This is a genomic window from Sphingomonas sp. GW821-FHT09E03, assembly GCF_059416225.1.
This window is the reverse complement of record NZ_JBWKOS010000007.1, coordinates 77,802-91,491: the sequence shown is the minus strand read 5'-3', so window position 1 is coordinate 91,491 and position 13,690 is coordinate 77,802. Positions and strand designations below refer to the sequence as shown.

Here is a 13,690-nt window from a genome sequence, read left to right as displayed (position 1 = left end):
TCAATCCACTGAAGCGGCGCCGACCAGCCGCTGGTAAACCGGTTCGTAACGACAAATATTTGACGACCAGTTACGATCCGTCTCGACGAACCTGCGCCCAGCCGCACGTCTTCTATCCCACCCCGACCGATCCGCAAACAGCCCGGCTAGCGCCGCGGCGATCGCGGCGGGGTCGTCGGGGCGAAACAGCGTGCCGGTCTCGCCGTCGCGGATCAGCTCGCGATGGCCGCCGACGTCGGATGCCGCCACCAGCCGTCCCTGCGCCATCGCCTCCAGCGGCTTGAGCGGGGTGACGAGATCGGTCAGCCGCATGTGCTTGCGCGGATAGGCGAGGACGTCGATCAACCCGTAATAGCGCTCCACCTCGGTGTGCGGCACCCTGCCGACGAAGTGGATCGCCGCCGCCACCGGCGACGCCTCCGCCTGCGCCCGCAGCGCCCCCTCCATCGGCCCGCCGCCGACCAGCAGCAGCCGCGCCGCGGGCCGCGCCGCGACCAGCGCCGGCATCGCCGCGATGAGGTCGTCCAGCCCTTCATAATCGTAGAAGCTACCGATGAAGCCGACCACGTCGGCGCCATCCAGTCCGAGCGAGGCGGCGAGCGCATCGTCGCGCGGCGGGACCGTGCCGAACAGCGCGAGATCGACGCCGTTGGGCGAAACCACGATCTTGTCTGCCGCGACGCCACGCGCCACCAAATCGCCGCGCAGCCCCTCGCAGATCACCGCCACCGCATCGGCGCGATGCACCGCCCAAGTCTCCAGCGCCCGCGTCGCACGATATTTCGCCGAGCCTTCGCGCCCGGTCCCATTGCCCACCGCCGCATCCTCCCAGAACGCGCGTATCTCATAGATCAGCGGCAGCTTCCGCCGCCGTGCCACCACGAGGGCCGCCAGTGCGTCGAGCACCGGCGAATGGGCATGGAGGATGTCGGGCCGGAACGTGTCGACCGCGCGGCCGATCCGGCGGGCGAAGGCCGCGATCTGCGCGAGTTCGCCAACTACACCCGCGGGTCGCGCACCGCGAGTGCGGTGGAAGCTCAGGCCATCGACCTCGTCGACGCGGTCGTGGTCGCCGCCGTGGCGTGGCCCGGTCACCGAGGCCACGGCCCAGCCCCGCGCCTCCTGCGCCTTGAGGATCGCGCGGGTACGGAAGGTATAGCCGCTCTGCAGCGGCAGGCCGTGATCGAGGATGTGGAGAATACGCATCGCCGGCGATACTGCGCGCGATGCACTTAACGGCGCGTCAACTCACCGGGCGCTAAGCCGATGCCGACGCCAAGGCAGCAAGGAAAGCGCGAAAGGATGATCGACAATCTCGCGCTCGGCATCAGCCACGGGCTGATGATGCTCGCGGCCTTTTACCTGTTCAAGCGGTCCGATCTCGACTCCGAGACACCGGCGCCGCGTCACTGGCGCGCGCGTAGCGGCGAGAGGTCAGTTGGAGCCCAGCCGGGCGAGAATCGAGCAGGTCGCGACCAAGCCGATGCGTGATCTCGCCTTCGTCGCCTTCCTCGTCATCCTGTTCGGCATGGGATTGCGTCGGCCGTTCCTGCTGGTGCTGGCCTATGTCTATATCGACATCGTCTCGCCGCAGCGGCTGACCTATCTGCTGCTCAACACCGTGCCGATCTCGCTGATCGCGGTCGTGCTGGCGGTCGGCGGCTGGTTGCTGATCGACAACAAGGCGGACAGCCGCTTCGCGCCGCGCCAGGCGCTGATGGTGGTGCTGCTGCTCTATTGCTGGGCCACCACGCTCACCGCCGATTACCCGCTGGAGGCGGCGGACAAATGGGGCTGGGTGTGGAAGTGCCTCGCCTTCGCCGCCTTCCTGCCGCTCACCCTGCGCACCCGCTTGAGGATCGAGGCGCTGCTGCTGTTCATGATCCTCTCCGCCGCCTCGATCATCATCGTCGGCGGGATCAAGACGGTCGCGGGCGGCGGCGGCTATGGCCAGCTCGACCTGATGGTGAACAACAATTCGGGGCTCTACGAGGGCAGCACCATCTCGGCGGTGGCGATCGCGATCATTCCGCTGATCGTCTGGTTCATGAAATATGGCACCATCTTCTCGCCCGACTGGAAGGTGAAGGGGTTCTGCCTGGCGCTGATCTTCGCCTGCCTGCTGATCCCGGTCGGCACCTCCACCCGCACCGGCCTTCTCTGCATCGGGCTCGTCGCTTTGCTGTCGCTGCGCAACGCCAAGCGCAAGCTGCTCTACCTCGCGATGATCGCCGCCGTCGGCATCGTCGCCGTGCCGTTCCTGCCGTCGGCCTTCACCGATCGGATGAACACCGTGAAGACCTATCAGGCAGACGAATCCGCCTCCACCCGCCTCGCGGTGTGGCAATGGACGATCGACTACGCCAAGACCCACCCGTTCGGCGGCGGTTTCGCCGCCTATCTCGGCAACCACATCCGCTACGATATCAAGACCGAGAACGGCGCCGGGGTCCAGGACAAGCTCACCCAGGACAAGGCCCGCGCCTATCACAGCGCCTATTTCGAGATGCTCGGCGAACAGGGCTATCCCGGCCTCGCCTTGTGGCTGTCGATCAGCCTCATCGGCATCGTCCGCATGGAGATGCTGCGCCGCCGCTATCGCGAACCCGCCGGCGAGCTCGCCTGGGCGGGCAGCCTCGCCGCCGCGCTGCAAACCGCGCATCTCGTCTATCTGCTCGGCGCCGCCTTCATCGCCATCGCCTTCCAGCCGTTCATCTACATGCTGATCGGCGCGCAGATCGGGCTCGACACCTATTGCACCCGTCGCCGCGGCGAGGGCAGCTTCCGGCCGATGAACCGCGCCGCGCCCGCGCCGCTCGTCGCATGAGCGAGCTGCGCGCGCTTACCGGCGCCCGCGGCCTCGCCGCCTGGGCCGTAGTGTTCTACCATATCCGCGGCGGGCTCGCCTGGGCGCCGCCCACCGCCATCGCGGTACTGGCCAAGGGCTATCTCGCGGTCGACTTCTTCTTCCTGCTCTCAGGGTTCGTGATCTGGCTTAGCTGGCATGCGCGGCTGCGCGACGTCGGGGTCGCCGCCTTTCTGCACAAGCGCGTCGCGCGGATCTGGCCGCTCCATCTTGTGATGCTCGCCGCCGCCGCGGCGCTGGCGCTGCTGCTCGCCGCCACCGGCCGGCCCGATCCCGCCTTCCCGCCGGCCGAGCTGCCGCTCCATCTCCTGCTGCTGCAGAATTGGGGGTTAACCCCCGCGCTGCGCTGGAATGACCCCGCCTGGTCGATCAGCTGCGAGCTCGCCGCCTATCTGTTGTTCCCGCTGCTGATCGCCGCGGTCGACTGGCGTCGACTGCCCACCGCGGCGCTGGTCGCCCTTGCCGCCGCGATCCTGCTGCTGCTCCACGCGATCATGGCCGGCCAGCCGGGGCTCGGCGCCGCGATCCCGCGCTTCGGCCTTGCCCGCTGCCTCGCCGAGTTCGCCACCGGCACGATCATCGCCGCGCTATACCTCCGCCACCCGCCGCTCTGGCCGTGCCTCGCGATCGCCGCCGCCTGCCTGCTCGCCTGCGCACTTGGCGGCGCGGAGACGCTCGCCATCCCCGCCGCCCTCGCCGCGCTGCTGCTCGCGCTCGCGCTGACCTCGGCCCGCGCCGGCAACCCGCTCGCCACCCGCGCGATCCATTATCTCGGCGAGATCAGCTACGCGACCTATCTCAGCCATTTCCTGCTGTGGAAGATGTTCAAGCTCGCGGCTGTGCGCGACGCCACCGCGGTACCGCCGCTTCTCGTCGCGGCCTATCTGCTGCTCGTCCTTGCCGCCTCGGTGGCGCTCTACCACCTGGTCGAGCGCCCCGCGCAACGCTGGGTCAACGCCTGGCGCTGGCCGCGGCGAACCGCGGCGCGCGCCTGACGTCACCCTGCGTCACGCCGGCTCGTCGGCGAGCTCCTCCTCCAGGGCATCGATGATCGCCTGGTTGAAATGGGGGATGTCGTCGGGCTTGCGGCTGGTGATCAGATTGGCGTCGATCACCACCGCCTCGTCGATCACATCGGCGCCGGCATTCTCGAGATCGGTGCGTAGCGACGGCCAGCTCGTCATCCGCCGCCCGTCGACCACATCGGCCTCGACCAGCAGCCACGGCGCATGGCAGATCGCCGCGACGATCTTGTCGTCCTCCATGAACTCGGTAACGATCTCGACCGCACGCTCCTGCAGCCGCATCTTGTCGGGATTGGCGACGCCGCCCGGCAGCACCAGCGCGTCGTAATCGTCGGTGTCCACCTCCTCGAGCGTCAGGTCGGGGGTGATCGTGTCGCCCTTCTCGGTGTCGTGGCGGACGCCCTGGATGGGATCGGTGGTGATCGAGGCGAGCGTCACCTGCGCGCCTGCGTCGAGCAGCGCTTGGCGCGGCAGAAACAGCTCGTCCTGCTCGAAACCGTCGGTGGCGAGGATGAGCACGCGGGCTTGCGCCAGCAACGAGGCGGTATCGGCCATGGTAAACTCCTTGAGAACGTGGACGCCCAATCCCCGGCAGTGGCCCGCCGTTCCGGAACGAAGCGGGCCGCGGATCATTTGCAGGGATCGTTTCGTAGGAGCATCGAGTGGCGGCCAGAATCGTATATTCGGATGACTCTAAGCCGGGGATCACCCGCAAGAAGGTCCGCAATGGCTGGGCCTATTTTACCCCCGCCGGCGAACGCATCACCGATCGCGACGAGATCGACCGGCTCAACGCGATCGGCCTGCCGCCGGCCTATGCCAATGCCTGGTTCAACCCCAAGCCCAACGGCCACATCCAGGCGGTCGGCTGGGACGAGAAGGACCGTAAGCAATATCGCTATCACATCGGCTTTCGCGAGGCGCAGGAGGCGGCGAAGTATGAGCGGTGTGCGGAATTCGGCCATGCCCTGCCGCGCCTGCGCAAGCAGGTGGAGGAAGACCTGGCATCGCGCGGACTCACCAAGGACCGCGCCGTCGCCGCGATCGTCCGCCTGCTCGACATCGGCCACATCCGCGTCGGCAACGAGGCCTATGCCGCGGCGAACGAGAGCTACGGCGCCACCACGCTGCGCAAGGAACATGGCGAGGTGCGCGGCGCCACCCTCAAGCTGCGCTACAAGGGCAAGTCGGGCAAGGAGCGCGACATGGCGGTCACCGACAAGCGCCTCGCCACCACCGTCAAGAAGATGCAGGATCTCGACGACCAGCATCTGTTCGCGTGGGTGGACGATGAGGGCGAAGCCCATCCGGTCACCTCGTCCGACGTCAACGACTATATCAAGAAGGCGACGCGCGGCGATTTCACCGCCAAGCATTTCCGCACCTGGGGCGCCAGCGTTACCGCGTTCGAGGCGCTCGCCAGCGCCGAGGCCGACCTGTCGTTGAAGCTGCTGCTCGCGCCGGTGGTGGAGAAGCTCGGCAACACCCCGGCGATCGCGCGCAAGAGCTACGTTCATCCGTCGCTCATCGCGCTCGTGAAAAAGGGACAGAACAGCTTCCGCAAGGCGCTGCGCCTGCCCCGGGCCAAGCGCTATCTGAGCCGCGAGGAATGCGGCCTCATCGCCTTCCTGGAGAAAGGCACGCCACCGGCCATCGCGGCCGCCTGACGCCACCGGCCGCCACGGCCCGCCCGATAAGAGCTCCTATGCCCGCTTCATCCGCCCCAGCCGCCAGCGCCACGCCCAAGCCACCGATCATCAACAAGGTAGATGTAGACCGCCAGTTCCAGGAGCTGGCCGATGCCAGCGTCGTCTGGCTGCACACCCATTGGCTGCAGATCCTGATCGCCTTTGGTGCCGGCGCGCTGATCGTGATCGTGCTTCACGGCCTGCGCCGCCTCGGCAACCGCCTGTGCAGCCGCGACAAGAGCATGCGCGGCTGGGGCACTATCCTTGGCCGGGTGGTAACGCGCACCAACAACTTCTTCATCATCATGCTCGCGTGCAAATTGGTGGTCGGCTACGCCGGCGCGCCGAGCCAGGTCGACACCACCGTCAACTTCCTGTGGACCGTCGCCTCGGTGTTCCAGTTCGCGATCTGGGCGCGCGAGCTGATCCTCGGCGCAATCGAGCATCGCACTAGCTCGGAACATTACTCGGGCGAGGCGCTGCTGAGCGCGCTGGGGCTGATCCGCCTGCTCGTCACGGTCGCCTTGTTCGCGATCGCGCTGGTGGTGGTGCTCTCCAACCTCGGCGTCAATGTCACCGGGCTGGTCGCCGGCCTCGGCGTCGGCGGCATCGCCATCGGCCTCGCGGCGCAGGGCATCTTCGCCGATCTGTTCGCAGCGCTGGCGATCATCTTCGATCGCCCGTTCCGCCGGGGCGACAAGATCTCCTACGGCACCACCAGCGGCGTGATCGAATCGATCGGCCTCAAATCCACCCGCATCCGCGCCTTCACCGGCGAGCTTCGGATCATTTCCAACCGGCAGCTGCTCGACAAGGAGATCCAGAACACCTCGGTGCGCGATCACATTCGCATCAACTTCACCCTCGGCGTCGCCTATGAGACCCCGCCCGACACGCTGGCGCGCATTCCGGCGCTGCTCAAGGAATTGGTGGAAGCGGAGAACGCCAAGGTCGCGCGCTCGGGGTTCGAGAATTTCGGCGCCAGCACGCTCGATTTCGCGCTCCAGTTCGACATCCCCGGCGACGATTGGGCCACCGCCCATCCCACCCGCGACCGGATCATGGTCTCGATCATGCGCCGCTTCGCCGCCGAGGGCATCAACCTGCCCTATCCCACCCAGACCACCTTCACCGCCGCCCCCGACGGCTCGCTGATCATGCCTTATGCCGCAGCACCGGCGGCCGGCGCTCCCGACGCTGCCCCGCACCCCTAAGCCGTCGTTCGTCACCACCCATCTACGTCACCCGAGCGCAAGCTTGCGTCTCAAGCGGCTTCATCCCCGCTCTCAGCTCCATCTTCGACAAGGGCGACCTTCCACCCTCAACATCCCGACGTTCGCCCGATCGAGAACCCTGCCGCACCCGCCAGCCGCGGTGGGCATCGCCGCAACTGAAAGCGCACCTTCTTCGCTCGGAAATCGAGCGACACCCGGCGAAAGCTCGCCATCACGTCGGATCCCAGCATCATCGCCGGCGTGTCGGCGAGCCCGAACAGCGCGAATGGCGGCACCTCGGCAAAGGCGATCGGCACATCGCGCAGCACGATCCCGCCCAGCCGCATCTCGCGCACCGTGGTGCGCTGCCCCACCACCGGCTGGCCGGTGACGCTGATCATCGTCACCGGGTTGAACATCCCCGGTCGTGCCCGCCGAAATAGCGCGCGGTGCAGCGCGCTATTGCCGATGGTGATGTCGGATCCGGTGTCGATCACCGCACTGAGCGGCACGCCCCCCGCGCGAGCCTGGGTGAGGATCAGCTGGCCGTGGAAGCGCCGCGCGGTGACGACAATGTCGTCGGCGCTGTGCCGCGCCGGCCGCCGCGCATCCTCCACCACGATCGCATGATGCTCGAAATCGAGCATCAGCCGCTGCCCGGCGAGCGCATCGATCCCGAGCAATCCTTGCGCGCCGAGATTGCGCTCGAGCAGCACCGGCGCGACGATCTCCTCCACCGCGCTGCTACCGACCCGTAGCCGGTCGATCCGCACGGTCACGGTGCGGCTCGCCCCGGCCATGCCGTGCAGCATCACCGGCGCCGCAGGCGGCAGCCCCAGCGCCGTCGCCAGGCGCCGCCCGATCGCGGTGCGATCGGCGCCGCTGTCGACGATGAAGCGATACGGCCCACGGTCGTTGACCATCACCGGCACCGTCATCCGGTTCTGCAGCTGCCAGGCCTCGATACTGTCGCCGGTGATATCAAGCGAATCGTCGAGCGCCGCCGGCGCCACCGGCATGATCGGCGGTACTGCGGTAGGCGGCGTGACCGGCGGCTCGCGCTGCGGCGCCTGTGCCGTGCCAAGGAGAAGCAGCACCACCGGCAGCCACACAGGGCAACGCGACCGAGTCATGGAGGATCATACCATTGAGACGGCGGCAGGTTAAGCCCAGCCCATCTCTCGCAGTTGCGCCGATCCCCACGCCGTCACCTCAGCGCACGCTGGGGTCTCGACCGGCTCCTTCCCTATCCCGGCCGCGAGCGCCCACCAATCCAGCAGGATAATCAACGAGCCGTCAGATCCCGCCCTCATCCAGGCTCAGCAAGGTCGCATTGCCCCCGGCCGAGGTCGTATCCACCGACACCGCCCGCTCCGCGCAGAAGCGATACAGATAATGCGGTCCGCCCGCCTTGGGCCCGGTGCCGGACAGACCTTCGCCGCCAAACGGCTGCGAGCCGACCACCGCGCCGATCATCGAGCGGTTGACGTAGAGATTGCCGACCGCCGCCAGCGCCTCGGTCACCTCGGCGGCGCGGGCGATGCGGCTATGCAGCCCCATCGTCAGCCCATAGCCCTTGGCGTTGACCCGCGCGATCGTCTCGGCGAGCTTGCCCGCCGGCCAGGTCGCGACATGGAGGATCGGCCCGAACCATTCCTGGGTGAGATCCTCGATCCGGTCGAGCGCGATCAGCGTCGGCGGCACGAACAGACCCTCCGCGGGGGCATCGAGCGTCTTCACCCAGCGGCTGCGGACGCTGTCGCGATAACCCATCAGCCGATCATAGGCCGCCCGGTCAATCACCGGGCCGACATCGGTCGCCGGATCGCCCGCCGGCCCCAGCCGCAGCGTCTCCATCGCGCCCTTGAGCATCTCGATGATCGTGGCGGCGACATCCTCCTGCACCAGCAGCAGCCGCAGCGCCGAGCAGCGCTGCCCCGCCGAGCGGAACGACGAGGCGATCACGTCCGCCACCACCTGCTCGGGCAGCGCGGTGGAATCGACGATCATCGCGTTGATCCCGCCGGTCTCGGCGATCAGCGGCACGATCGGCCGCTCGTCGTCCGCCACCAGCATCCGCGCGATCCGCTTGGCGGTGGCGGTCGATCCGGTGAAGGCGACGCCGGCGACACGCACATCGCCGGTCAGCGCCGCGCCCACCTCGGGGCCGCCGGTCACCAGCACCAGCGCATCGGCCGGCACGCCCGCTTCGTGCGCCAGCTCGACCGCGCGCGCGGCGATCGCCGGGGTCTGCGGCGCCGGCTTGGCGACCACCGTGTTGCCCGCGACCAGCGCTGCGGCGGTCTGGCCGAGGAAGATCGCCAGCGGGAAGTTCCATGGCGCGATCGTCGCCCACACGCCGCGGCCCTCGATATGGAGGGTGTTGCGCTCGCCAGTCGGTCCCGGCAGCTCCACCGGCTGCAGCCGCGCTCGCGCCTCGCCCGCATAATAGCGGCAGAAGTCGGCGGCCTCGCGGACCTCGCCGATCGCATCGGGAATGGTCTTGAACGCTTCCTGGACGCAGATCGCCATCAGCTCGTCGCGATGGTCTTCGAGCAGGTCGGCGAGCCGCTCGAGGCAGGCGGCGCGCTGCGCCACCGGCGTCGCCGACCACGATGGGAAGGCCGCATGCGCACGCGACACCGCGTCGGCGACGTCCGTGCCGTGGCGCAGCCCGGGCGACGGGAGGGGCTTGTTCACCGCTGTCACCGTCGCCGTCAGCGTCGCCACGTCGCTGAGGTCCAGCCCGCCCGAATTGCGGTGCCCCGGCGCGAACAGGTCCTTGGGAAGCGGGATGCTCGGATGGCGCGCGCCGCCCACCGCAGCGATCTTCGCCACCGGATCGGCAAGGATCTCGCCCTCGCTCAGCCGCGCATCGGCGAGCTGGTGGACGAAGCTCGAATTGGCGCCATTTTCCAGCAGCCGGCGGACCAGATAGGCGAGCAGGTCGCGATGGCCGCCGACCGGCGCATAGATCCGGCAGTGATAGCCGTTCTCGCGCACCAGCCGCTCGTAGAGCCCGTCACCCATGCCGTGGAGTCGCTGGAACTCGAAGTCGCGGCTGTTGCCCGCCCATTCCATGATCGTCGCCACGGTCAGCGCATTGTGGCTGGCGAAGGCGGGGCGGATGTTGGGGGCGGCGAGCATGTCCTTGGCCACCGCAAGGTAAGAGACATCGGTCGCCGCCTTGCGGGTGAACAGCGGATAGTCGCCCAGGCCCTCCACCTGCGTGCGCTTGATCTCGCTGTCCCAATAAGCGCCCTTGACGAGCCGGACGTTCATCACCCGATCGAGCTCGTTGGCCCAAGCCACCACCGGCCGCGCGCGCTTGCCATAGGCCTGCACCGCCATGCCGAAGCCTTCCCAGCCGGCGAGGCTCGGCAGGCTGGCGACGCTGCCGATGATGTCGAGGCTCATCTCCAGCCGCTCGGATTCCTCGGCGTCGACGGTCAGCGCGATGCCCTTGGCCGCGGCCTGCACCGCGAGCGCCTCGAGCATCTCGGTCAGCGCCGGCACGCACTCGTTCCACCGCGCCACCTCATAGCGCGGGTGCAGCGCCGAGAGCTTCACCGATATCGAATGGCCCGCCGCCGGGTCGTTCCCCACTGCCGCGATCGCGCCGACATAGGCCTGGAAATAGCGCTGCGCATCGGCCTGGGTCCGTGCCGCCTCGCCGAGCATGTCGAAGCTCGCGGTGAAGCCCTTGTTCTCGGGCCGCCGCATCCGCCGCATCGCCTCATCGATGGTGCGTCCCATCACGAAGATCTCACCCATCCGCTTCATCGCCGCGCCCACCGCCTGGCGCACGAACGGCTCACCAGCGCGGCTGATCAGGCGCCGCAACGGCCCCGTCTCGCCCTCACCCACCAGCACCCGGCCGACCACCAGGCCCCAGGTCGCCGAATTGACCAGCTTCGAGTTCGACTTGCCGGCGTGGGCGCGCCAGTCGGCATCGCCCAGCTTGTCGGCGATCAGCAGGTCCGCGGTCTCGGGGTCGGGCACGCGCAGGAACGCCTCCGCGAGGCTGAGCAGCGCGACGCCTTCCGACGAGTTGAGCCGATATTCCTGCAGGAACTGGTTCACCCAGCCGCGCGACTGCGCCGCGCGAAGGTCGGCGAGCAGCCCGGCGGCATGGCCGAGCACCCGCTCGCGCGAATCGGGTGCCAGCGCGGCGCGCTCGAGCAGCGGCTTTAGAACATCGGGTTCGCTCGCCCGGTACAGACCCGCCAGGGTTTTGCGATGGAAAGTCGTAGCGTCAATCGTCATGGTCGAAGATCCGGTTGGGTCGCGCGCTTGCCAGCGAAGCGCGTGGTCGCCTATCTGATCGCCCGCCTATGCGATGAAAGATGGGGCAGCGAAAGGCATGCACATGGAATTGGTCGATCACCGTGCGCCGCAGGGGACCATCACCGTCGATGCCATGGCGCAGCGGATCGGTACCGAGCAATTGTCCGATTGGCTGCTGGTTGATCAGGCGATGATCGACCGCTTCGCGGCAGCGACCGGCGACCACCAATTCATCCACGTCGATCCCGTCGCCGCCGCCGCTACCCCGTTCGGCGGCACGGTGGCGCATGGCTTTCTCACCTTGTCGCTGATGCCGCTGCTGTCGAGCATGATCGCCGATGCGCCGATGATCGAGGGCATGGCGATGGGCATCAACTACGGCGGCAACAAGTTGCGCTTTATCACCCCGGTGCGCGCTGGATCGCGCGTCCGCGGCCGCTTCCGGCTGCTTGCCTTTGCCGAGAAGAAGCCCGGCCAGTGGCAGCAGACCACCGAGTTCACCGTCGAGATCCAGGGCGAATCCAGCCCCGCGCTGGTCGCCGAATGGATCAGCCTCGTCATCGTCCAGCCCCGCTAGGAGACACCCCATGCGTTCCGCCGTCATCGTCGCCACCGCGCGCACCCCGATCGGCCGCGCCTATCGCGGCGCGTTCAACGATCTGCCCTCGCCCAGCCTCGCCGCCCATGCGATCACCGCCGCGGTCGAGCGCGCCGGGATCGATCCCGCCGAGGTGCAGGACGTGGTGCTCGGCGCCGCGCTCCAGCAGGGCTATCAGGCGACCAACATCGCCCGTACCTCGCTGCTCCGCGCCGGGCTGCCGACCAGCGTCGCCGGCATGTCGATCGACCGCCAATGTGCATCCGGGCTGATGGCGATCGCCACCGCCGCCAAGCAGATCGTCGTCGACCACATGGACGTCGCGATCGGCGGCGGCGTCGAATCGATCAGCATGGTGCAGACGCCCAAGATGAACGTCGCGCCGGATCCTGCGCTGCTGGGGATGCACGCGAACATCTACATGCCGATGCTGCAGACCGCCGAGGTCGTTGCCAAGCGATACGGCATCGGCCGCGACGCGCAGGACGCCTATGCGCTGCAGTCGCAGCAGCGCACCGCCGCCGCGCAGGCCGCCGGCCGCTTCGATGCCGAGATCGTCCCCGTCACCGCGACCATGGCGATCGTCGACAAGGAGACCAAGGCGGTCAGCCACCGCGAGGTGACGCTCGCCAAGGACGAGGGCAATCGGGCCGACACCACGATCGAGGGCCTGCGCGCGCTCAAGCCCGTGCTCGGCCCCGATCTCACCATCACCGCCGGCAACGCCAGCCAATTGTCCGATGGCGCCTCGGCGAGCGTGCTGATGGAGGAGAAGCTCGCCGCGCGGCGCGGTCTCGAGCCGCTCGGCCGCTATGTCGGCATGGCGGTCGGCGGCACCGAGCCCGACGAGATGGGGATCGGCCCGGTGGTCGCCATCCCCAAGTTGCTCGACCGGTTCGGGCTGGGCATCGGCGACATCGGCCTGTGGGAACTCAACGAGGCGTTCGCGGTCCAGGTGCTCTACTGCCGCGACAAGCTCGGCATCCCCAACGAGCTGCTCAACGTCAACGGCGGCGCGATCGCGATCGGCCATCCCTATGGGATGTCGGGCGCGCGGATGACCGGCCACGCGTTGATCGAGGGCAAGCGCCGCGGCGCCCGCTATGTGGTGGTGACGATGTGCGTCGGCGGCGGCATGGGCGCCGCGGGGCTATTCGAGGTGCTGTGATCGGGCCGCCGGGCCCGGCCGGCTCAATGAGTGAGGCGCACCGTCGGGTTCTGCCGGCGGTGGATCTCCCACCCGATCGTCGACGCCTCCAGGCTCCCCCACCGCGCCCGGCGGAAGCACGCCAGTAGCTCGGCGTCGGAGAAATTGCGGAGATTGGCCTTGAAGTCGGGTGTCATGGGGAATGCCGAATTTGCCTGCGTTCCCGGAAGTTACGGTGCCACCGCCGATAAAGATGCACCGCGGCGCGCTCCATGTCCCCCGCCCCTCGCGCAACCAACCCCCATCCCCATCGTTCTCCCGCCGACCTCGACAGGAGACACACCATGGCCGATCACGACACGCCCCAGGAAATCGCCACCAAGTTCCTCGGCAAGCTCAAGGACAGCCCGTTCGTGATGATCGGCCTGACCGGCAGCCACCAGCACAGCGAGCCGATGACCGCGCAGGTCGACGACGACCTGCCCAACACGCTGTTCTTCTTCGCTGGTCAGGACAACCGCCTCGCCGCCGGTGGCGAGGCGATGGCGCAGTTCGTCGGCAAGGGGCATGATTTCTTCGCCTGCCTGTCGGGCATTGTCACGCCCGACAATGATCGCACCCAGATCGACAAGCTCTGGAACAACCATGTCGAGGCCTGGTTTCCGGCCGGCAAGGACGACCCCAACCTCACCCTGCTGCGCTTCGACATCGACAGCGCCGAGCTGTGGGAAACCGACATCTCGGTGAGCGGCCGCGTCAAGATGCTGTTCGGCGGCACCATCCGCGCCGATGAATCGAGCAGCCACGCCGTGGTCGACTCGGTCGGCTGAGCGCCAACGCTCCGATCCGTCACCCCCCGATCCGT

13 protein-coding genes are annotated in these 13,690 nt (G+C 68.2%); 8 read left to right on the top strand and 5 right to left on the bottom strand.

All coding sequences use genetic code 11. The features are described from left to right. On the bottom strand, window positions 1-1,206 hold the full coding sequence (locus tag AC07M8_RS14815; protein ID WP_495175096.1) for a TIGR04063 family PEP-CTERM/XrtA system glycosyltransferase: 1,206 nt from the start codon (window positions 1,204-1,206) through the stop codon (window positions 1-3). 96 nt (window positions 1,207-1,302) lie between these two features. On the opposite strand from AC07M8_RS14815, the gene AC07M8_RS14810 reads away from it, so the two are divergent. From AC07M8_RS14810 to AC07M8_RS14800, 3 genes are read left to right on the top strand one after another with little or no spacing between them, the layout of a single operon-like run. Beyond that, window positions 1,303-1,491 carry a hypothetical protein gene (locus AC07M8_RS14810; RefSeq protein ID WP_495175095.1) on the top strand — a complete coding sequence of 63 codons (189 nt, stop codon included), beginning with the start codon at window positions 1,303-1,305 and terminating at the stop codon, window positions 1,489-1,491. Continuing rightward, window positions 1,484-2,827, top strand: a complete 1,344-nt coding sequence (locus AC07M8_RS14805) for a putative O-glycosylation ligase, exosortase A system-associated (RefSeq protein WP_495175094.1) — start codon at window positions 1,484-1,486, stop codon at window positions 2,825-2,827. Before AC07M8_RS14810 ends, AC07M8_RS14805 begins: the two co-directional genes overlap by 8 nt. Then, window positions 2,824-3,861, top strand: a complete 1,038-nt coding sequence (locus AC07M8_RS14800) for an acyltransferase family protein (protein ID WP_495175093.1) — start codon at window positions 2,824-2,826, stop codon at window positions 3,859-3,861. The genes AC07M8_RS14805 and AC07M8_RS14800 overlap by 4 nt, the downstream gene beginning before the upstream one ends. Window positions 3,862-3,873: 12 nt before the next feature. Here AC07M8_RS14800 and AC07M8_RS14795 read toward each other — a convergent pair whose 3' ends face one another. Further along, a complete protein-coding gene (locus AC07M8_RS14795; RefSeq protein WP_267396791.1) occupies window positions 3,874-4,446 on the bottom strand; it encodes a type 1 glutamine amidotransferase domain-containing protein in 573 nt (190 codons plus the stop codon). Between the two features lie 107 nt (window positions 4,447-4,553). On the opposite strand from AC07M8_RS14795, the gene AC07M8_RS14790 reads away from it, so the two are divergent. Together AC07M8_RS14790 and AC07M8_RS14785 are read left to right on the top strand one after the other, a co-directional pair. Continuing rightward, a complete protein-coding gene (locus AC07M8_RS14790) occupies window positions 4,554-5,558 on the top strand; it encodes a DNA topoisomerase IB (RefSeq protein ID WP_495175092.1) in 1,005 nt (334 codons plus the stop codon). Window positions 5,559-5,596: 38 nt separating this feature from the next. Continuing rightward, window positions 5,597-6,793: a mechanosensitive ion channel family protein gene (locus AC07M8_RS14785; RefSeq protein WP_495175091.1), complete on the top strand. Its 1,197-nt coding sequence runs from the start codon at window positions 5,597-5,599 to the stop codon at window positions 6,791-6,793. 107 nt (window positions 6,794-6,900) lie between these two features. Here the strand turns inward: AC07M8_RS14785 and AC07M8_RS14780 are convergent, their stop codons facing one another. Both AC07M8_RS14780 and AC07M8_RS14775 read right to left on the bottom strand, forming a co-directional pair. Further along, window positions 6,901-7,890, bottom strand: a complete 990-nt coding sequence (locus tag AC07M8_RS14780; RefSeq protein WP_495175090.1) for a retroviral-like aspartic protease family protein — start codon at window positions 7,888-7,890, stop codon at window positions 6,901-6,903. 199 nt (window positions 7,891-8,089) lie between these two features. After that, window positions 8,090-11,059 carry an L-glutamate gamma-semialdehyde dehydrogenase gene (locus AC07M8_RS14775; protein WP_495175089.1) on the bottom strand — a complete coding sequence of 990 codons (2,970 nt, stop codon included), beginning with the start codon at window positions 11,057-11,059 and terminating at the stop codon, window positions 8,090-8,092. 103 nt (window positions 11,060-11,162) lie between these two features. Here AC07M8_RS14775 and AC07M8_RS14770 point away from each other — a divergent pair, with 103 nt between their 5' ends. Continuing rightward, the gene (locus AC07M8_RS14770) at window positions 11,163-11,657 is read left to right on the top strand and encodes a MaoC family dehydratase (RefSeq protein WP_495175088.1); all 495 of its coding nucleotides are present in this window, start codon (window positions 11,163-11,165) and stop codon (window positions 11,655-11,657) included. Window positions 11,658-11,667: 10 nt separating this feature from the next. After that, window positions 11,668-12,846 (top strand): acetyl-CoA C-acyltransferase, encoded by a 1,179-nt coding sequence (locus tag AC07M8_RS14765; RefSeq protein ID WP_495175087.1) that lies wholly within the window; start codon window positions 11,668-11,670, stop codon window positions 12,844-12,846. 23 nt (window positions 12,847-12,869) lie between these two features. On the opposite strand, the gene AC07M8_RS14760 is transcribed toward AC07M8_RS14765, so the two are convergent. Continuing rightward, window positions 12,870-13,022 carry a hypothetical protein gene (locus AC07M8_RS14760; protein WP_495175086.1) on the bottom strand — a complete coding sequence of 51 codons (153 nt, stop codon included), beginning with the start codon at window positions 13,020-13,022 and terminating at the stop codon, window positions 12,870-12,872. 147 nt (window positions 13,023-13,169) lie between these two features. Between AC07M8_RS14760 and AC07M8_RS14755 the strand changes: the two genes are divergently transcribed. Next, window positions 13,170-13,655, top strand: coding sequence for a pyridoxamine 5'-phosphate oxidase family protein (locus AC07M8_RS14755; protein WP_495175085.1), 486 nt, complete (start codon window positions 13,170-13,172; stop codon window positions 13,653-13,655). Window positions 13,656-13,690: the final 35 nt, after the last annotated feature.